Origin of the sequence: Campylobacter corcagiensis (assembly GCF_013201645.1) — a bacterium.
GTDB lineage: Bacteria > Campylobacterota > Campylobacteria > Campylobacterales > Campylobacteraceae > Campylobacter_B > Campylobacter_B corcagiensis.
The window spans coordinates 1,181,522-1,200,812 of sequence record NZ_CP053842.1 but is presented as its reverse complement, the minus strand read 5'-3'; the positions used below and the strand labels follow the sequence as shown (position 1 = coordinate 1,200,812).

Below are 19,291 nucleotides of genomic sequence, written 5' to 3'. Positions count from 1 at the left end.
GGAAAATTTTATGGATAATATATGTATGCAAGATGAGTGTCAGCTTGAAAAATTTAATGGTTTGGATAGGTGTGCTTTACATTGTAAGAAAAATAGATATCCTGCTGATTCTCATAGTTTTCTTTTATTAGAATTTTATAAAAAACTAAAAGAATATATTTTAGATGAAATTTTCACTTACCCTAACTCAAATGACAATACATTTACAAGAGATGAGATAGATAAATTTTTAACAAACTATCATACTCAGGAAGATAATGAGCATTTTCAAAAAATTTCTAACTATTTGAAAACAAAAACTATAGCCTTAACCGATATATATTTTCCAGAAAGGAATAGTAGAGATTATTTTGATTATCAGAAAATTTTAGTGCTTTTTGCTGGAATACATTTTGATTGTTGTAAATTTTACTTGACTACACTTACGTTAAAAAATACTAAAGTCTTTTTTCAAGATTGTGTTTTTTATTATGACTGGTCTATAGTAGATTATGAAATTTTAGAAAATGTTGATAATTTAGTTTATCAATCTTGTAATTTTAAAGGTGATGTGTCTAATAATTCATCAGAAGATAGTATATATTATATAATAAATTCAAATCAGTTTGACTTTACATGTATATTTGAAAAAAATATCTATTTAAATGATGTAGAATTTAACGGTTTATTATTTAGTGAAAAACAAAATAATAAGCCAGAAGAAAAAATAAAACTTTCAAGAATTTTATTAAAAAATTGCATTTTTAATAAAAAAGTAGAAATCAATAATTTTAACATAAAAGACTTTATTGCAATAAATACACTTTTTGAAGGAAAGTTTGAATTTAAAGAAAATATAATTGAAAAACTGGATATAAATGATACAAATTTTAAAAAACTTGTAGATTTTTATGGTTCTGAATTTCAAAATTTCAACATATATAAAAGTATATTTTATGATTTTGTTGGTTTTGAAAACTGTAAGTTTGGAAAAGAACATGGGCAAAAGAAGTATATTGCAACTTTTAAATATGCTACTTTTTTAAATATAGTAAATTTTAGAAATACAAAATTTTACGGTGGATTGGATTTAGAAAATGCTAATTTAAAAGAACCACCCAATTTTTTAAAAACTTATGTAGAGTATACTAATACCAATAGAGAAACTATTAGAATAATAAAACACTCTTTTGATAAAATAGGCAATATAATAGAAGGCAATAAGTATTTTTCAAAAGAGATGAAAAAATATAAAGATGAATTAGAAGGAAAATCTTGGAAGGGAAACTTTCAAGAAAAACTAGTGTTTTGGGTAAATTCGCTTACATCTGATTTTGGACAAGATTGCATGAGACCTATTTGTATAATCATAGTACTTAGCATTATACATACGCTTTTAATATATGGATATGAAAATAATTTTCTTTACAATATATATGAGCCTTGGAATAATTATTTAAATAGTATTTCGACTTTTTTAAACTCACTTGCTAAAAATATATCACCATTTAAAGGGTTTTTGAAAAATGGTATGGAATTTTTAAGCCTTATTTTTGGGATAGCTTACTCTATTTTAATTTGGCTGACAGTAGTTGCAGTAAAGATGCATACAAAAAGAAATTAATTATGTATAAATTTATAAAATTTAGAGCCAAATCGGCTCTAAATTTAGCGAGTTCTGTGTAAGAAGTGCATATGTTTTCTGTATTGTTCGATGATATCATTTATCACAGCAGGCTTACTCCAGCCAAGTATATCATAGCCTTGACCACCTTCTGCTAAGTACACATCAGCTCTATAGTAGTTATCCCCATCAGCATAATCAGGAGATGTGCTAGATAGTAGTTTTATACCATATATAAAGCTTGCTTCATCGCCAAGTCCAACTAGGATGTGAATTTTTGATTTAGCTTTATCTTCTACTATTTTAGCTTCTAAAGAGTTTTTCTTAAACTCATCTACGATTTCATTAAAAGCAGGTTTTATAGTATCTTCTAGAAATTCCAAAGCATCATCTTTATCTGGTGTGTCTATGATATCTTTTAGCCTATCTTGCCATCTTTTTGAACTTCCGATATTTAAAGGAAGATTTCTTACGCTTTGAGTCTGTTTTTTCTCACTATCAATGCGAAGAGCTTTAAATAACCCATACATACAACCCATTAAGGCGATAGTAAATGGAAAGGCAGATAAAATGGCTATAGTTTGAAGCGCATCAAGCCCACCCGCATATAGTAGTATTGCAGCTACTAGACCAATTGTCACGCACCAAAAAAGTTTTTGCCATTTTGGTGTATCATCTTTACCGTTTGAACAAAGCATATCAATAACCATCGCTGCTGAATCAGCTGAAGTTATAAAAAATAGTGCTATCATAAATATAGCAATCCCGCTTAGTACCGATGATAGTGGAAATTTCTCTAAAAATACAAATAGTGCCAAACTCGCATCTTTGTTAACAGCGTCAACTAAAGCAGTAAAATTTTGACCTATTACTAAATCAAAAGCAGAATTTCCAAAAACCGTCATCCATATAAAAGTAAATCCAGTTGGCACAAAAAGTACCCCAACTACAAATTCTCTTATAGTTCTACCCCTTGAAATTCTAGCGATAAACATCCCAACAAATGGCGACCATGATAACCACCAAGCCCAGTAAAACACAGTCCATCCACCAAGCCAACTATCTTTTTGTTTATCATAAGCGTATAAATTTAAGTTATCACCGATAAAAGATGTGATGTAGTTTCCTGTATTTTCAAGTATTGATTTAAATAAATAAGTTGTATTTCCAAGAACTAATATAAATAAAACAAGCAAAACCGCCAAAATCATATTTGTATTGCTTAAAATTTTTATCCCTTTATCCACTCCACTGGTTGCAGATAGTGTAACAAATACCGTAATAATAGCTATTATTGATATTTGCATACCAGTTGTCATAGTTATCCCAAAGAGGTATGAAAAACCGGCATTTATCTGTAAAACACCATATCCAAGAGATGTAGCTACACCACAAAGCGTTGCTACAGCGGCAAATACATCTATCATATCTCCAAAACGACCATAAATTTTATCACCAACTATAGGATAAAATGCCGATCTAAGAGTAAGTGGTAGGTTATGACGATATGCAAAAAAAGCTAGTATTATAGCAATTATTCCATAAATAGCCCATGCATTTAGCCCCCAGTGAAAAAATGTTATCGTAATGGCCTTTTTAGCAGCCTCAATAGTCTCAGGCTCAGCTGAAGGCGGTGTTATATAGTGCATAAGTGGCTCACTAACACCAAAAAACATAAGCCCAATGCCCATTCCAGCAGCAAATAGCATAGCAAACCAAGAGCCATTTTTATAGCTAGGTTTTGCATGATCTGGACCAAGCTTTATATCGCCATATCTAGAAAACATAAGAAAGATACAAGCAAGCAAGATAATAGCTGCACTTAAGATATAAAACCAGCTAAAAGTCTCAGTAATGAAAATTTGAGCTGATTTTGCTACAGCTAAAAATGACTCCTTAAACACCAAAGCAAGGAGCAAAAGCACAGATAAACAAATAACTGTGGTATAAAAAACAGAAGGATTAAATTCCTTTTTTAAATTCATAAATTTCCTTTATTAAAGATTTATCTAGATTATAAAACAAAAGTAAACTAATAATAAATTTACTGTTTTTTAGCTATAAATGTACGAATTTCACTACTATCTAAAGCATAAATTTCTACTTTTTTAAAGCCATTTTGTTTTAATAGCTCATAAATTTCATTTTCATTAAGCTTGTTTTTTAAATTTACTCCATTGCTCCACTCATCAAGAGTTTTCTTAGTTGTTCCTTCTAGGTGCAGTAAAAACACACCATCAGGCTTTAAAACTCTTTTGATCTCACTAAAAGCAACATTTAAATTTTCCCAAAAATATAGTGTTTCAAAAGCTGTTATGATATCAAATTTATTCTCATCAAATTCTATTTTTTTAGATACATCGCCGATTTTTAGGTAGATATTTTTTAAATTTTTAGTAGTTTCTTTTGCCACATCAAGACTGGTTGGTGAGTAGTCAATTCCATAAAGTTTTGAGTTTTTAAATTTATCTCTTAAATTTAGAAGATTTTGTCCACCACCAAATCCAATATCTAAAATTTCTATATCCAAATTTTCACAGATATTTACTCTATTTATCGCCCAAATAGCACTTTTATTATGAACTTCATTCATTCTTTTTAGCGTTTTTACTCCATCTTCGCCCTTTGGAAATCTAACATTATCTCTTACTTCATCTATAATTTTCATTTTTATCCTTTGATTAAAATTTAAAGATATTATCAAAATTTATTAAATTCATAGCTAAATTTAGTTAGAATCAAGGTTTATAAATTAAAAGGATAAAAAATGGATAAAGATACTATAAAAGCTCATAAAATAAGTAAAGATGAGTATGATAAAATTCTAGAAATTTTAGGTAGAGAGCCAAATTTGCTAGAACTTGGCGTATTTTCTGCTATGTGGAGTGAGCACTGCTCATATAAATCAAGTAAAAAATATCTAATGGGATTTCCAACCAAAGCTCCATGGGTCATTCAAGGACCTGGCGAAAACGCAGGTGTTATAGACATCGGCAAAGGATACGCAGCTGTTTTTAAGATGGAAAGTCATAATCACCCAAGCTTTATAGAACCATTTCAAGGAGCAGCAACTGGAGTTGGTGGGATTTTAAGAGATATATTTACAATGGGAGCAAGAGTTAAAGCAAATTTAAACTCGCTTAGATTTGGTGAAATTCGTGGGAATAGCAAGGTAAATCGCTACCAAAGATATCTAGTAAAAGGCTCAGTTGCTGGGATAGCTCACTATGGAAACTGTATGGGAATTCCAACAGTTGGCGGTGAGGTAAGTTTTGATGAGTGTTATAATGGAAATATCTTAGTAAATGCTTTTGCTTTAGGAATTTGTAAAAGTGATGAGATTTTTTATGCAAAAGCTGAAGGCGTGGGCAATCCTGTCATATATGTTGGCTCAAAAACAGGTAGAGATGGTTTAGGCGGGGCTGTTATGGCAAGTGACAGCTTTAGCGAAGAAAACCAAAGCCTTCGCCCAACCGTTCAAGTAGGAGATCCTTTTGCTGAAAAGCTACTAATGGAGGCTTGTTTGGAGCTATTTAAAACTGACATGGTAGTTGGTATCCAAGATATGGGTGCAGCAGGTCTTACAAGTTCTAGCTTTGAGATGGCTGGCAGGAGCGGAAGTGGTATGAAAATGTATCTTGATAAGGTTCCAATGAGAGAAGAAGCAATGACACCATATGAGCTTATGCTAAGTGAGTCTCAAGAAAGAATGCTTATTTGTGCTAAAAAAGGCACAGAAAATGAAGTCTTAGAAGTGTTTAAGAAGTGGGATTTAGATGCAGCAGTTATCGGTGAAGTAACTAATACAGGCAATATGGAGCTATTTTGGCATGGTGATTTAGTAGGAGAAATACCAATTTTGCCTTTAAGCGAAAATGCTCCAGTTCTTGATAGACCTGTTGAAAAACCATCTTATTTAGATGAGATAGAAAAACTAAATTTAGCTGGTTGTGGAGCTAGTAAAAGCGATATTCAAAGTAGCTTTATAGCTATGCTTAAAGAGCCTGAAATTTTAAATAAAGCCTTTATTTATGAGCAATACGACTCATATGTAGGAACTGATAATATCAAAAAAGTAGGTGGTCTAGGAGCAGCTGCTATAAGGGTAAAAGAAAGTGGGGCTATGGTAGCTATGGCAGCTGATTCAAATCCTAGAATGAACTATGTAAACCCTAGAATCGGTGCTGCTTTAGCAGTGGCAAGTAGCGGCAGGAAGGTTGCCATGAGTGGGGCAGTACCTTTGGCTATAACTGATTGTTTAAATTATGGAAATCCTGAAAATCCAGAAGTTATGTGGCAGTTTAAAGAGGGTTGTGATGGTATAAAACAAGCGTGTAAAGCCCTAAGCACTCCAGTAGTAAGCGGAAATGTAAGCTTGTATAATGAAACTGATGGTAGTAGCATCTACCCAACTCCTGGAATTGTATCTGTTGGTGTAGGAAAAGAGGCTAAAAATGTAGTTCCAAGTCATTTTACAAAAAATGGTGTCACGCTATATCTTGTTGGTGAAACTAAGGGTGTTTTTGCAGGAAGTTTGTATATGAAAGTAGTAGAAGGTAGGACTGCTGGAACGCTTCCTGAGATAGATTTTACTAAAGAAAGAGCACTTTGGGATTTAGCTTTGAATGAAAATTTTAATTTAGAGTTTGCAAATAGCGTAGGAGTTGGCGGAGTTGCCATGACTTTAGCTAAGATGAGTGCGGTTGGAGATATGGGCGGCGAGTTTAAGATGCTAGTAGATGATAATAGAGATATTTTTGATGAGAGTTTTTCAAGGGCTATTTTTGGCGTAAAAGATGAGGTTAAATTTGAACAAAAAGTTAAAAACGCTAGTCTTAGCTACCAAAAGCTTGGCGTTACAGGCGGTGATAAATTTAGTATAAATGAGGTTAGTATAAATCTTTGTGAGCTTAAAGATATCTATTTTAACGAGTTTGAAAAGATTATAAAGGCATAAATTTGGGATATTTGCCAGTTATATTTTTTGCTATATTTTTGTTTTACTATCTATCTAAAGGGATTAAATTTAGCTCACCTTTAAAAAGAGCAGAAGAGGCAAGATATATAGTAGCTCTTCTTGCTAAAGTTGTAAAAAGCGATGGCAGGGTAAATGAAACAGAAGCAGCTATAGTTTCAGAAGTTTTAAGCGAGATTTCTATGAAATTTAGAGTTGATAGAGATGAGTTAAAAAGGGTTTATAATAGCCAAAAAGATAACACTAAAAATGCCTTTGGTGTGGCTTTTGAGTATAATCAAAGATTTAAACTTAGCACTCCTGAAAAGATTGGCAAAATTTACTTTTTTCTAAATTTAGCTTATATGGATGGAAATTTTAATGATGCAGAAAAACGAATAATTAGCGAAATTTGTGATGGATTTGAGCTTTATCGTGGTCTAAAAGAGGAGATTTTTAGTAAATTTGGAGCTGAATTTAGAACTAGACAGAGTTATAACCAAAACTATAGTAATCAAAACCACAACAACCAAAACAGGCAAAAAAGCAGTAAAAAAACACCATATGAAATTTTAGGTGTTGATAGAAATATAAGCAATGATGAGCTTAAAAAAGTATATAGGTCTTTAGTTAAAAAATATCACCCTGATATATTAATGGGTAGGGGTGCAGATGATGAGATAGTTGAAGCTGGAACAAAAAAGCTTCAAGAGATAAATGAAGCGTATGAAAAGATCAAAAACGAAAGGGGATTGTAAATGAGAGCATTACTTAGTGTAAGCGATAAAAGTGGCATAGTAGAATTTGCTAAAGGTTTAGAGGCTTTAAATTTTGAAATTTTAAGTACAGGCGGAACTTATAAGCTACTAAAAGATAGTGGTATAAAAGCAGTTGAAGTTAGCGAGTACACACAAAGCCCACAAATGTTTGATGGTAGAGTAAAAACTCTTCATCCAAAAATTCATGGCGGAATTTTATTTAAAAGAGATAAAGATGCTGATGAGGCGGCTAAAAATGGCATAGAAGCTATTGATCTGGTGTGTGTGAATTTATATCCATTTAAAGAAACGATAAACAAAACTGATGATTTTGATGAGATTATAGAAAATATCGATATTGGCGGTCCTACAATGGTAAGAAGTGCAGCAAAGAATTTTGCAAATGTGATGATAGTAACTGATAAAAATGATTATGATAGAGTTCTTAAAATTTTGCAAAGTGGCAAAAATGAGCTTGAATTTAGAAAAGAGCTTATGATTAAAGCTTTTGAACATACAGCAGCATATGATAGTATGATAGCAAACTATATGAACTCACGCTTTAATGGCGGCTTTGGAGCTAAGCAGTTTATAACAGGTACAAAGGTTTTTGATACTCGTTATGGTGAAAATCCGCATCAAAAAGGTGCTTTGTATGAGTTTGAAGACTTCTATTCTAAAAACTTTACTGCTTTAAAAGGTGAAGCTAGTTTTAATAATATGACTGATATCCACGGAGCTGTAATGCTTGCTTCAAGCTTTGGTAATGTGCCTGCGGTAGCTATTTGTAAGCATGCAAATCCTTGCGGTTTTGCTATTAAATCTAATGTATATGAGAGCTATATAGATGCTTTAAAGTGTGATCCGCTTTCAGCTTATGGTGGCGTCATAGCAATAAACGGCACTCTTGATAGACATTTAGCCCAAAAACTTCATGAAAAAGGCACTTTCATGGAAGTAATAGTTGCTGCAAATGTTACTGATGAGGCACTAGAAGTATTTGCCGATAAGAAAAAAACTAAAATTTTTACCCATAACTCTGAATTCCTAAAAAGAGCTAACGAGCAATTTGATTTTAAACACATTGATGGTGGATTTGTTTATCAAGAAAGGGATTTTGTCTGCAAAAGCGAATTAAAAGATGCTAAGTGTGTTACAGATAAAGAAGCTACTAAGGCTCAGATTGACGATATGTTAATAGCATGGCAGGTTGCAGCTTTAACCAAGTCAAATTGCGTCGTTTATGTTAAAGACTCTATGATGGTAGCTATTGGTATGGGTATGACAAGCAGGGTTGATGCGGCTAGGGCTGCTGTAGCAAAAGCTAATGACATGGGGCTTGATTTAAATGGTTGTGTTTTAGCTAGTGAGGCGTTTTTTCCATTTAGAGATAGCATAGATATAGCTGCAAAAGTTGGAGTAAAAGCTATCGTTCAGCCAGGCGGATCGATTAGAGATGATGAGGTTATTAAGGCTGCAAATGAGGCTAATATAGCTATGTATTTTACTGGCAAAAGACACTTTTTACACTAATTTTACTTACTAAATTTAAGGGGTTAAATTCGCCCCTTAAAAGCTTAAAATCTTGATAAAAATCAACTAAATTTCTACAAAATTCTTATATAATGATATCAAATTTCAAATTTAGGAGATAAAATGAAAAATCATTTTGATGGCTGGGAGAAATTTAGCGTAGATGATGCAACTGTAGATTTTTATAAAAAAGATAAATTTATTGGTTTTGACAGTAGTAAATGCGTTCCGCCAGAACCGATGGTAAATGCTATTATTGCTTTAAAATTCTTACCAGATAGGGCTAGAAAAGTTATTATGATAAATCATAAATTTCCAATTGGACTGATTAAAAAGATAGAAAATAGCGTTAATTATGAAAAAACTGACCTTGAAAATGGGCTTGTAAAGCTTGAGTTTAGTCTAAAAGATGGCATGAGTTTGGGTGATATTAAAGCAGATTGTAAAGGATAAATTGTGATTACATCTTTTGTGGCGCCATTTAGGTTAGTTAGTGGATATTTTATAGTTGGGTTTTTGTTTTTAGTTTTAAGTATATTTTCTTACTTTTTGGCTGATTTTAACGCAATTACCGCACTTCCTACGGCTGGATTTTTGCATATTTTTCTAGTTGGTTTTGTTGTGAGTATTATCATAGGAGCACTTTACCAACTAACATCTGTTATTTTAGAAAAAGAGTTTTACATAACTAAATTTGCTATGATAAATTTAGTTATTTATGCATTTGGTGTTTTTGTATTTGCCTTTGGACTTTTAAAGCAAAGCGTTGGGATGATGCATGGTGGCGGAACGATTTTGTTTGTTAGTTTAGTCTATTTTTGCACTACATATCTTTTAAGTTTTAAAAGTTCAATGGTTAGAAATTTTGCGTATTATGCTCTTTTTATAGCTGGTATATTTTTGCTTATTGGAATTTTACTTGGTTATGCTTTGCTTTTTGTGTTAGTTGGAGCTTTAAATTTAGACTTCATGCTTTTACTTAATTATCACATATATTTTGTGCTAGGATTTATATATTTTATTCTTCTTGGCTCAACAAGTGTGTTAATGCCGATGTTTTCTTTATGTGGAAATGTAAGTTTTAGACTCTATTTTATCTCAGCTGGACTTTATGTTTGTGGGGGAGCTGTTTTAGGGGCTGAATATAGAGTATCAATTATTTGGATATGCCTTAGTTTGGTTGGATTTGTAGCTCAAGTGGGACTTATGCTAAAAAAACGCCAAAGAAAGGCGTGGGATTATTGGAATTTAAATATAGTAGCTAGTATGATATTTTTGCTTCTTAGTATTTTACTTTTTATACTTAAAAACGAAGCTTGGATAATTTGCGTTATTTTTGGGTTTTTATACGCTTTTATAGTGGGTCATATTTATAAAATTTTGCAATTTCTTGTTTGGTATCACTATATATCACCATTTGTTGGCAAAGCAAAAGTTCCACTTCTTGAAGATATGGTTATGAAAAATATAGCTTTATTTTCACTGATTTTTAATGTTTTAGGTGTTATTTTTGCTATTATTGGTTGTAGTTTTTTAGCTATTTTATTTATGGGCGTTAGCGTTATACTTTTTATGATAAATGTTATAAACATACTTAAATTTAGTAAATTTGGAGTTAGTGGTGATAGATAGAATTTATGATGAGTTAAGAAAGATAGTTGATCCTGAGATCGGCTTTGATATTGTCTCTTTAGGGTTTATATATGGCGTAAAATTTAGTAATGGCAAAGCAGATATAAAAATGACGCTATCAACTAGGGCTTGTCCTTTACATGAGCTAATTTTAGATTGGGTAAAAGAAGCAGCGCTAAGAGTTGAAGGTGTTAGTAGCTGTGAGATAGAGTTAGTTTGGGAGCCAGTTTGGAGTATCTTTATGGCAACAGATGAGGTTAGAAAAGCACTTAATTAAATCTTTGGGCTAAATTTAGCCCAAAGATAAAGGGGAATGATTTTATTAATCTAATTTATTTCTAAGATAAGCAGGCTCATCGAGCATATCATATGACTCGCTTAGGTCGATTCCACCACTTACTCTTCTAATTCTTTCTCTGCTAAAAATCGGACTTGTAGTCTCTTTTTTATCTTCTACGCTCTCTTTGGGCATTTCCTTTTTTTCTTCTTCAAAGCCTGTTGCTATTAAGGTAACTTCTACACGGTTATTTTCTAGACTTGCATCGGTTGTGGTTCCAAAGAATATATCAGCATTTTCATGAGCTGCTTCTGTAACAACATCTTCCATAGCTGCTGCAATCTCAAGTAGTGGACAATCGGGATGAATTTTAAAGTGTACTAAAACTCCCATCGCACCTTTTATACTCATATCATCAAGAAGTGGAGATTGTATAGCATCTTGAAGTGCTTCAACAGGTGCATTATCACCTTCGCTTGCACCTACGCCCATAAGTGCTAAACCTCTATGTGACATTACCTTTTTTACATCTTTAAAATCAAGGTTTATATCGCTATCGCCAGCATCGAGTATGATTGATGTCATGCCTGTTACAGCTCTTGCAAGAACATCATCAACAACTTTAAAACTCTCTTTTATTCCAGCTTTTTTATCTATAATAGATAAGAGTTTTTGGTTTGGTATAACTATGATAGAATCACACTCTTTTTTAAGCTCTTCAACTGACTCTTTTGCTATTCTTTGGCGTTTTTTACCTTCAAAGTTAAAAGGAGTTGTAACAATACCGATAGTTAATGCTTGTTTTTCTTTAGCTGCTCTTGCTACAACTGCAGCTGCGCCTGAACCAGTTCCACCACCAAGACCAGCTGATACAAAGACGATATCTGAGTACTCAAGTGCATCTTTTAATGTATCATAGCTCTCTTCGGCTGCATTTTTACCAACCTCAGGATCCATTCCAGCACCAAGACCTTTTGTTATCCCTTCTCCAAGGGTTATTCTTGTTTTTGCAAGTGATCCTTGAAGTGCTTGAGCGTCTGTATTTGCAACAGCCAAATCAATCCTATCAAGTCCTTCTCTTATCATATGATTTATCATATTGCAACCACCGCCACCAACTCCGATGGCTTTCATCTTTGCACCATAGACCCTTTTGCTCTCTTCAACGCTAAAATTACTCATCATTTGTATCCCCTTTTTAAAATAGTTGTGTTATCCAGTTTTTAAATTTTGTAATTATACTAATCTCATCTTTGTTTTTAGAAATTTTTGATATATCTATTGGAAAATTCTTATCTATATCATGAACTTCTTTTTCAACTCTATTTTCTGTATCGTTAATTTCAACGCTTTGCTTAGAAAGTGTTGAAATTTCAGCATCTTTGTACTTAAGCTCACCATTTGAGTCTATCTCATAAGCTGTAAATTCACCCGCACCATATAGACATAGTCCAAGTGAACAAGCATTTTCTGGATCATCTGAAATTTCATAAAGTCCAGCTACCATTCTTGGTTTTGCAACTCTTACTGGCATATTATCAAACACAAGCGAAGTTAAATTTCTAATATCATCAAGCTTTGCCATTCCACCAGTTAAAACCACGCCAGCTCCTAGTTTGCCATTTTTAAGATAGCCACTTTTTTCTAAATCATTTACAAGCAAGAGTAAAATTTCTTCAATTCTAGCGTATATTACATTTGTAACTATATCCAGACTTGCTGGGTGAGTTTTTGATGATTCGCCTATGGTTGGCAAATTTAGCTCTTTTACACCACTATGAAGTAGCTTTGTATACTCAAGTTTTAAGTCTTCAGCATCTTTTAAAGGTGTGCTTAAAGCATGCGACAGATCCATAGTTATATTTGCTGAGCCAAATGGAACAACGCCATTGTATCTGATTGAATTTCCAAGATGAACTATGAGATCTGATGTAGCGCCACCTATATCAATAAGTGCAACACCAAGCTCTTTTTCATCTTTATTTAGAGTTGAAATCGCTGAAGCATAACCACTCAAAACCATAGAGTCAATCTTTAAGCCTGCCATTTGTGTTGCTTTTAAAAGATTTCTAACTGAGTTTTCTTCAGCTGTTACAACGTGAACACAAACTTCAAGTCTTGATCCACTCATTCCGATAGGGTCTTCTATAAATTCTTGACCATCAACTTTAAATTCGTAAGGCAAAACATGCAGAATAATCTGCTCTTTTTCAAGTCTAGCGTTATCTTTTGCCATCTGCATAGCACGCTTTATCTCATTTATGGTTATCTCATCGTTTGGAATACTAACAATTCCTTGAGATGAAACACTTTTTGCGTAAGCACCTGATATTGAAACTACTGTTTTATCAGGTCTTGTTCCAGCACTTTTTTTGGCTTCTGCGACAGCTTTTCTTATAGAAATAGCTGCTTTTTCTATATTTGTGACTACGCCTTTTTTAAGTCCAGAAGTTTTAGCTTTACCAATACCACAAACTGAAAAGTTATCATTGTCAATTTTAGCAATGGTTGCTGTAACATTTACTGAGCCCACATCAAGGCCTAAAATATAGCAGTTATTCATTTGTTCGACCTTGATATAGATTTCTTACAGGATATCTTTTTTGAAGGATATCAAGAAGATTGTTAGTTAGTTCTGTGTTTTTAATGCTAAAAGCACTCTGATATATCGTATCTTTATACTCTTCTATTTTTGAACTATCTGCTAACTTTTGATCTGTTATGTTATAAACTACAGCTTTGTTTTCTAGCTTTATAAAGCCTGGTTTGGTAGTAGGGCGGTTGAAAAGTTCATTTAAAAACATACTAAATTCACCATCACTAAGTCCGCCATAGCTTATCTGGCTATCTCTTGTCACAAAGCCTAAATCTTTACCATTAAAGTTAGCTAGAGTTTCATTTGCCTTTTTTTCTAATTCCTGGTCTGCTTTAACTACCTTAAATACATCAGTGACTATATCTTTTGCCTCATCAAATGTCATCTGTCTTGGTTTATTTACATTGCTAATCTTTGCTACAAGGTATCCATCTTTATATATGAAAGGTTTTGCAAACTCACCAGTTCTAACGGCTTTTAACTCATCTATAGGAAATGAGAAATTTCCTTCAGCAATGCTTAGTTTTTTATCAGTTTGTATCTCTCCTTTTTTTAAGGCTATGTACTTTTTAAGAGCATCCTCTTCGCTTATGCTTAGTTTATAGTCTCTTGTTGCTTCACTTAGAGCGTCCTCGAATGTTTTTATTGTATCATCGTTATTAAGATATGAATTTTTATTAGCTTCCCAATACTCTTTTAGTTCATCTTGAGTTGGAATTTTATCAGCTAATACATAAAGAGCGTCTATATCATAAATAGTAGGAGTTTTGAAATTTTCTTTATTAGCTTCCCAATACTCTTTTATCTCATCTTGAGTGGCGTTCACATCATCAGGCGTTATCTCTACAACTTCTACTGAAATTCTATCTTGCATAAAATAAGCACTTGCTAAAGCTTCTAGGTCAAGGTTGTTTACAGGAAGGTTTAGTGAATAGTTTAGTTTATCAAGTATGATAGCTTTTTTTAGGCTCTCTTCAAAGCTTTTTTGACTAAGACCAGCTCTTTTAATTGAATTTTCATACAGCTCTCTATCGAAAATTCCAGCTACTTGAAATTCAGGCATTGTTACTATATATTTTGCTATATCTTCATCTGTTGCACCGATACCAAGCTCTTTGGCAAGATTTAGTTGTAGAGTCTCTTTAACTACTTCAGCCAAAGCTATCTCTTCAAGTCTCATCTCATCAGCTTTTTCTTGTGTCATTCCGCCATCAGTCATAGAACTTAAGTAATTATAAAGTCCATTATATTTTTGCTGCAAGTCATTTACTAAAACCTTAGTTTTTCCTACAACTGCGACGGTTTCTGAAGCACTCGGACCAGTACTATAAGCACCCCATCCAACAAATCCAGCTCCAACAAATGCAATAGTGCTTATCCAAATAGCTGGAATAAGCTTTTTTTTATGTGTTTGCATCCAATTTATCATATCTGTTTTTCCTTGATCACTAACTAACAAAATTTTAGATACATTTTACTAATTTTTTATTTAACTTAGCTTAAAATCAGCACTTAAAATAGCAATTTATATAAATTTGACTAACTTTTATTACTAACAAAATAAAATTTAGTTAGTGTTAGTTAAATTTCTAAGAAAGAGCTTTGTGCTGAAGAATTTTTACACTATTATCTATCAAAGCTACAGTTTTTGCTAATTCATTTAAGCTTCTTGAGTGAAGAACTATCCCATAACCTCTTATTATTAAGAAATTTATACGGTTTTTTATCATTGTTTTACTTATCTCATAAGGGGCTCTTTCATACCAATCATCCATATTTTTAGGATCGTAAATTTTTATCTTACTAAAATGCATCTTACCAAAGTAGTCATCTGGCATGATATAGTCGTGATTTAGTGAGTAAGCAACGGTATTTGGTGGCATCGCAAAAGCTATAAATTTAGCTTCATAGATAGTTTTATATATATTTAGATGAATTTCGCTATCAATACTTGCTTCATCCCATTTATAATCTCTTTTTTCATCAATTGTTATAAAATCTTTATCTTGTAAACCATCAAATATCGCATCTTTTTTGTTTATAGTAAATTTTGTAAGCGAGATTCTAGCTGACAAAGAGCCATGATAAATTCCAAAAAAACTCTTTCTAAACATAGAAAGCGATAGTCTTTTCATCAGATCTAGAGTGTTTTTTTGATCCAAAATTTTAACCTTTTTAAACAAATTTGTGCTATTATACAGCAAAATTTTATAAAAAGGCTAAATTTGATACATACTCCAGTTTTATCTAATGAGGTTTTAGAGACATTTAAAGAGATAAAAAGTGGCACTATTGTGGATTGCACACTTGGATATGCTGGGCATAGTAGTTTGATTTTAGAACAAAACGGGGGTATAAATTTAGTAGGTTGTGATAGAGATAAAACAGCAGTTGAGTACTCAACTAAAAAGCTTGAAAAATTTGGTAATAGAGTAAAAATTTATCACTCTAAATTTAGCGAAATTTTAAAGCATTTAGATGTTGGGAATATAAGAGGAATTCTTGCTGATATCGGACTTTCATCACTTCAAATAGATCAAAATAGTAGGGGTTTTTCTCTAAATAGTGATACTTTAGATATGAGAATGGATGTCAGTCAAGAAAAAGATGCTAAATTTGTGATAAATTCCTACTCAGCTAGCCAGTTAGAAAGAATTTTAAGAGAGTATGGTGAGTTAAAAGATGCTAAATTTATAGCTTCTAAAATAGTAAAAGCAAGAGAGATTAAAGCAATATCAACCGCTAAAGAGTTAGTAAGTATCATAGGAGATGCTCCTATGAGAAGAAGCAAATTCCAAAAAAGCTCTGTAAGCAAAGCAACACTTGTTTTTCAAGCGGTTCGTATAGAGGTAAATTCCGAACTAGATGAGCTAACAACTCTACTAACAAATATAAGAAATTTAAATTTAACTAACTGTATAGTAGCTATAATATCATTTCACTCTTTAGAAGATAGAGTGGTAAAAAACACCTTTAAAGAGTGGAGTAAAAACTGCATTTGTCCTGAGTTTTTTTTAAAGTGTGAGTGTGGAGGAGATCACGCATTAGGTGAGATAATAACTAAAAAAGCAGTAACTCCAAGTCAAAAAGAGATGAAAGAAAATTCAAGAAGTAGATGCGCAAAAATGAGGGTTTTTAAGATAAAATGAGTGATGAAATTTTAAAAGAATTTGAAAAGCCTTTAAATTTAGGCTTTATTGATTTGGTTTGGGCTTTTGTTTTGGTAGCTGTGATGATACTGCTTTTTATTCCAACCATCTACATTAGAAATGAAATTTACTATATAAGTAGAGATATTGACTCTTTAAAGACCAAACACTCTGTTTTGGTTGAAGAGAACAAAGAGCTTGAGCGAAATATAGAAAAGCTTAAATTTCGTTATGAAATAATAAATGAACTAAGTATAGAGATATGAATGAGCTGATTTTAGCGATATTTGGTATAATTTTTTTATTTGCTTTTTTGGTGATAGTGTTTTTGCTTTTTAAACAAAAAGAGAGCTTTGATACTCAAATTCTGTCTTTACATAAATTTATGATGGAGAGCCTATCTAGGCAAGAAAATCTTACAAATGATATGAGCGATACAGTTATAGATAGGTTTTTTATGATGAGTAAAAACATTAATCAATCTTTGATGAATGCTCAAACTAACAGCACTAACTCACTAAATTCTTTAGAGCATAAATTTAGCTCTATTGTTGATAAAATGGCTGAGTTAAAAAGCTCAAATTCTAGTGTAACCCTTCTTAAAGATGAGATAATAAGGCTAAATAGAGTTTTTTCTAACCCAAAACTTAGGGGAAATTTTGGTGAGTTTGAGTTAGAGAAAATTTTACGCTTAAGTTATGGAGAAAATTCTAAATTTTATGAACTTCAAAAGAGTTATCCAAGCGGTGTTAGGGTAGATGCGGCTATTAAAATAAAAAATGATTTAATCTTGCCAATTGACTCAAAATTTCCACTAACAAACTATCTTAAAATTTTTGATGATGAGAGCTGTAAAAGAGCATTTTTAAAAGATATAAAAAAACATATAAATGATATTTCAACTCGCTACATTACTCCACCAAAGACGACAGAATTTGCTGTTATGTTTTTGCCAAGTGAGGCAGTTTTTGGTGCTGCTTGCGATGGTGAAATTTTAGAATTTGCTTACCAAAAAGGAGTTTTTTTAGCCTCTCCAACGACTCTTATGGCACTTCTTTACTCGGTTGGAGTTTTTTTAAAAGATGAACAAATTAGTAAAAACGCTACTGTGATAAAAAAAGAGATTTTTGAACTATCGAATGAATTTATAAAATTTAAAAAGCACTCAAGAGCTGCTCTTAGTTACGCTACAAAGCTAAGAGAAGCTATAAGTTTAATAGAAGAAAGTAGCCAAAAACTATCTGATAGATTTGATACTATAAGTAAGCTTAGCTAGCTAAGCTTTACTAAAGTGTCAATAACATACTTTTCTAGGTCTCTTTTTGGTATCTCTTTTTTTACTGCTTCGTTATAAATTTCTTCTACTTTTTGGTTATATTTATCGTAGTCAAAATATGGAAAATGAACTCTCCAAGCCTTTTTTATAAGATCTTTTGTAAGCTCACTTCTTGCCCATGCTTTAAAAATATCAAAACCTATAAAAATAGAAGCTGTTACTAAAATAGCAACTATTAAAGAAATATGAACATCTGCTTTTGCTAGGAATTTATGAGTTAGAATTATTAAAGGTATTAAGATGGCTAGGCATAAAAGACCAAATATTATATAGCTTTTGCCATATTTGAATTTAAAATTTAGCTTTGAAGGGTCTACTAGCATATTTTCATTATAAGTAGAATTTGCCTCTAACAGATCTCTAAACAGCACAGGCTTTTTTGATACTGTAAACATACCATAAACAACTTTTTCTTTGAAACTATTCATCTTTACCTCCAGCTTAAACTTAGGTTATTTTACCAAAATTTGTTTAAAATTTAGAAATTTTACTATTTTGTATTAAAAATTTGGTAAAATCATCATTTTATTTAAGGATTTAAAATGATAAATGAACTAACTGGAATAACATATGTAAATGGTGAATTTGTAGAGGCAAAAGAGGCAAAAATAAGTGCTTATGATAGAGGATTTATCTTTGGCGATGGTGTTTATGAGGTTGTGCCTTTTTTAAATGCTAAGCTTGTTGATAATGATGATTTTTGGCAAAGATTTCAAAGCAGTTTGGCTAAGGTTGAGATAAAATGTCCATTTTCAAGAGATGAATTTGAAAGCATTGCTTATAAACTTATAGAAAAAAACGGTATAAAAAGTGGTGGACTTTATATAGAGATAACCCGCGGGGCAGCACCAAGGGATTTTCACTTTATAACAGGACTTACTCCAACAGTTGTGGCATTTGTGTATGAAAAAAATATCTTAGAAAATCCAAAAGCAACTACTGGCTTAGAAGTTATAACTTTTGAAGATATTAGATGGAAAAGACGAGATATTAAATCAGTTTCGCTTTTAGGACAGTGTATCGCTAAAGAAGCAGTTCATAAGGCAGGCGTTGATGAGTGTATAATGTATGAAAATGGTTTTGTAACTGAAGCCAGTAGCTCATCAGTTTTCATCATAAAAGATAAAGTTTTAATAACAAAACCGCTATCAAATGAGATACTTCCAGGAATTCGTAGAAAAAATATCCTTAAATTTGCTCACGAGGCAGGACTTAAAACAGAAGAGCGAAATTTCACACTTGATGAGCTATTTAATGCTGATGAGGTTTTTATAAGTGCTGCTACTTTGATGCTTCTTCCAGTTGTTAAGGTTGATCAAAAGCTTATATCTGGTGGAAAAGTAGGGGAGTTTGCACCAAAGCTTAGAGAACTTTATGCTAAGAAGATAAAAAAAGAAGCTGGTCTAATTTAACCCCTTTAAAATAAAAGGGTTAAATTTATCTTGAATATTAA

The 19,291-nt window shown here is 32.2% G+C and carries 18 protein-coding genes; 11 read left to right on the top strand and 7 right to left on the bottom strand.

What is annotated here, in order from left to right; genetic code table 11:
* Positions 1 to 25 precede the first annotated feature (25 nt).
* A complete protein-coding gene (locus CCORG_RS06160) occupies positions 26 to 1,603 on the top strand; it encodes a hypothetical protein (protein ID WP_172658564.1) in 1,578 nt (525 codons plus the stop codon).
* 44 nt (positions 1,604 to 1,647) lie between these two features.
* Here CCORG_RS06160 and CCORG_RS06155 read toward each other — a convergent pair whose 3' ends face one another.
* Both CCORG_RS06155 and CCORG_RS06150 read right to left on the bottom strand, forming a co-directional pair.
* Entirely contained in the window at positions 1,648 to 3,588 is a 1,941-nt protein-coding gene (locus CCORG_RS06155) for a BCCT family transporter (RefSeq protein WP_025803241.1), read from the bottom strand.
* Between the two features lie 59 nt (positions 3,589 to 3,647).
* The gene (locus tag CCORG_RS06150; RefSeq protein WP_034971508.1) at positions 3,648 to 4,271 is read right to left on the bottom strand and encodes a class I SAM-dependent methyltransferase; all 624 of its coding nucleotides are present in this window, start codon (positions 4,269 to 4,271) and stop codon (positions 3,648 to 3,650) included.
* A gap of 99 nt (positions 4,272 to 4,370) precedes the next feature.
* On the opposite strand from CCORG_RS06150, the gene purL reads away from it, so the two are divergent.
* The 6 genes from purL to CCORG_RS06120 all read left to right on the top strand — a co-directional run bounded on the left by purL (position 4,371) and on the right by CCORG_RS06120 (position 10,757).
* Positions 4,371 to 6,560: a phosphoribosylformylglycinamidine synthase subunit PurL gene (purL, locus tag CCORG_RS06145; protein ID WP_025803243.1), complete on the top strand. Its 2,190-nt coding sequence runs from the start codon at positions 4,371 to 4,373 to the stop codon at positions 6,558 to 6,560.
* Positions 6,561 to 6,562: 2 nt separating this feature from the next.
* On the top strand, positions 6,563 to 7,315 hold the full coding sequence (locus CCORG_RS06140) for a DnaJ domain-containing protein (protein WP_051487266.1): 753 nt from the start codon (positions 6,563 to 6,565) through the stop codon (positions 7,313 to 7,315).
* On the top strand, positions 7,316 to 8,848 hold the full coding sequence (gene purH / locus CCORG_RS06135) for a bifunctional phosphoribosylaminoimidazolecarboxamide formyltransferase/IMP cyclohydrolase (RefSeq protein ID WP_025803245.1): 1,533 nt from the start codon (positions 7,316 to 7,318) through the stop codon (positions 8,846 to 8,848). It begins immediately after the preceding gene.
* 123 nt (positions 8,849 to 8,971) lie between these two features.
* Entirely contained in the window at positions 8,972 to 9,301 is a 330-nt protein-coding gene (locus tag CCORG_RS06130) for a hypothetical protein (protein ID WP_025803246.1), read from the top strand.
* Positions 9,302 to 9,304: 3 nt separating this feature from the next.
* Positions 9,305 to 10,480 carry a hypothetical protein gene (locus CCORG_RS06125; RefSeq protein WP_051487267.1) on the top strand — a complete coding sequence of 392 codons (1,176 nt, stop codon included), beginning with the start codon at positions 9,305 to 9,307 and terminating at the stop codon, positions 10,478 to 10,480.
* Entirely contained in the window at positions 10,470 to 10,757 is a 288-nt protein-coding gene (locus CCORG_RS06120; RefSeq protein WP_025803248.1) for a metal-sulfur cluster assembly factor, read from the top strand. The genes CCORG_RS06125 and CCORG_RS06120 overlap by 11 nt, the downstream gene beginning before the upstream one ends.
* 45 nt (positions 10,758 to 10,802) lie before the next feature.
* Here the strand turns inward: CCORG_RS06120 and ftsZ are convergent, their stop codons facing one another.
* The 4 genes from ftsZ to CCORG_RS06100 all read right to left on the bottom strand — a co-directional run bounded on the left by ftsZ (position 10,803) and on the right by CCORG_RS06100 (position 15,515).
* Positions 10,803 to 11,939 (bottom strand): cell division protein FtsZ, encoded by a 1,137-nt coding sequence (gene ftsZ, locus CCORG_RS06115; protein ID WP_025803249.1) that lies wholly within the window; start codon positions 11,937 to 11,939, stop codon positions 10,803 to 10,805.
* 16 nt (positions 11,940 to 11,955) lie between these two features.
* Positions 11,956 to 13,320 (bottom strand): cell division protein FtsA, encoded by a 1,365-nt coding sequence (ftsA, locus tag CCORG_RS06110; protein WP_025803250.1) that lies wholly within the window; start codon positions 13,318 to 13,320, stop codon positions 11,956 to 11,958.
* Positions 13,313 to 14,782 carry a peptidylprolyl isomerase gene (locus CCORG_RS06105; protein WP_025803251.1) on the bottom strand — a complete coding sequence of 490 codons (1,470 nt, stop codon included), beginning with the start codon at positions 14,780 to 14,782 and terminating at the stop codon, positions 13,313 to 13,315. The genes ftsA and CCORG_RS06105 overlap by 8 nt, the downstream gene beginning before the upstream one ends.
* A 160-nt stretch (positions 14,783 to 14,942) precedes the next feature.
* The gene (locus tag CCORG_RS06100) at positions 14,943 to 15,515 is read right to left on the bottom strand and encodes a class II aldolase and adducin N-terminal domain-containing protein (protein WP_025803252.1); all 573 of its coding nucleotides are present in this window, start codon (positions 15,513 to 15,515) and stop codon (positions 14,943 to 14,945) included.
* 63 nt (positions 15,516 to 15,578) lie between these two features.
* Here CCORG_RS06100 and rsmH point away from each other — a divergent pair, with 63 nt between their 5' ends.
* The 3 genes from rsmH to CCORG_RS06085 are packed head-to-tail and all read left to right on the top strand — an operon-like array spanning position 15,579 to position 17,778.
* Complete coding sequence (rsmH, locus tag CCORG_RS06095; protein WP_025803253.1) at positions 15,579 to 16,502, top strand: 16S rRNA (cytosine(1402)-N(4))-methyltransferase RsmH; 924 nt, start codon at positions 15,579 to 15,581, stop codon at positions 16,500 to 16,502.
* Positions 16,499 to 16,768, top strand: a complete 270-nt coding sequence (locus CCORG_RS06090; RefSeq protein ID WP_025803254.1) for a hypothetical protein — start codon at positions 16,499 to 16,501, stop codon at positions 16,766 to 16,768. Before rsmH ends, CCORG_RS06090 begins: the two co-directional genes overlap by 4 nt.
* Before the next feature lie 50 nt (positions 16,769 to 16,818).
* Positions 16,819 to 17,778 (top strand): DNA recombination protein RmuC, encoded by a 960-nt coding sequence (locus CCORG_RS06085; protein WP_216832732.1) that lies wholly within the window; start codon positions 16,819 to 16,821, stop codon positions 17,776 to 17,778.
* Here the strand turns inward: CCORG_RS06085 and CCORG_RS06080 are convergent.
* Positions 17,775 to 18,266 carry a hypothetical protein gene (locus CCORG_RS06080; protein WP_025803256.1) on the bottom strand — a complete coding sequence of 164 codons (492 nt, stop codon included), beginning with the start codon at positions 18,264 to 18,266 and terminating at the stop codon, positions 17,775 to 17,777. The genes CCORG_RS06085 and CCORG_RS06080 overlap by 4 nt on opposite strands.
* Positions 18,267 to 18,380: 114 nt before the next feature.
* Here CCORG_RS06080 and CCORG_RS06075 point away from each other — a divergent pair, with 114 nt between their 5' ends.
* A complete protein-coding gene (locus CCORG_RS06075; protein ID WP_025803257.1) occupies positions 18,381 to 19,250 on the top strand; it encodes a D-amino acid aminotransferase in 870 nt (289 codons plus the stop codon).
* Positions 19,251 to 19,291: the final 41 nt, after the last annotated feature.

Coding starts and splice junctions, on each gene's coding strand:
- CCORG_RS06160 (WP_172658564.1), top strand. CDS start 26: ATGCAAGATGAGTGTCAGCTTGAAAAATTTAATGGTTTGGATAGGTGT.
- CCORG_RS06155 (WP_025803241.1), bottom strand. CDS start 3,588: ATGAATTTAAAAAAGGAATTTAATCCTTCTGTTTTTTATACCACAGTT.
- CCORG_RS06150 (WP_034971508.1), bottom strand. CDS start 4,271: ATGAAAATTATAGATGAAGTAAGAGATAATGTTAGATTTCCAAAGGGC.
- purL (WP_025803243.1), top strand. CDS start 4,371: ATGGATAAAGATACTATAAAAGCTCATAAAATAAGTAAAGATGAGTAT.
- purH (WP_025803245.1), top strand. CDS start 7,316: ATGAGAGCATTACTTAGTGTAAGCGATAAAAGTGGCATAGTAGAATTT.
- CCORG_RS06130 (WP_025803246.1), top strand. CDS start 8,972: ATGAAAAATCATTTTGATGGCTGGGAGAAATTTAGCGTAGATGATGCA.
- ftsZ (WP_025803249.1), bottom strand. CDS start 11,939: ATGAGTAATTTTAGCGTTGAAGAGAGCAAAAGGGTCTATGGTGCAAAG.
- ftsA (WP_025803250.1), bottom strand. CDS start 13,320: ATGAATAACTGCTATATTTTAGGCCTTGATGTGGGCTCAGTAAATGTT.
- CCORG_RS06105 (WP_025803251.1), bottom strand. CDS start 14,782: ATGATAAATTGGATGCAAACACATAAAAAAAAGCTTATTCCAGCTATT.
- CCORG_RS06090 (WP_025803254.1), top strand. CDS start 16,499: ATGAGTGATGAAATTTTAAAAGAATTTGAAAAGCCTTTAAATTTAGGC.
- CCORG_RS06080 (WP_025803256.1), bottom strand. CDS start 18,266: ATGAATAGTTTCAAAGAAAAAGTTGTTTATGGTATGTTTACAGTATCA.
- CCORG_RS06075 (WP_025803257.1), top strand. CDS start 18,381: ATGATAAATGAACTAACTGGAATAACATATGTAAATGGTGAATTTGTA.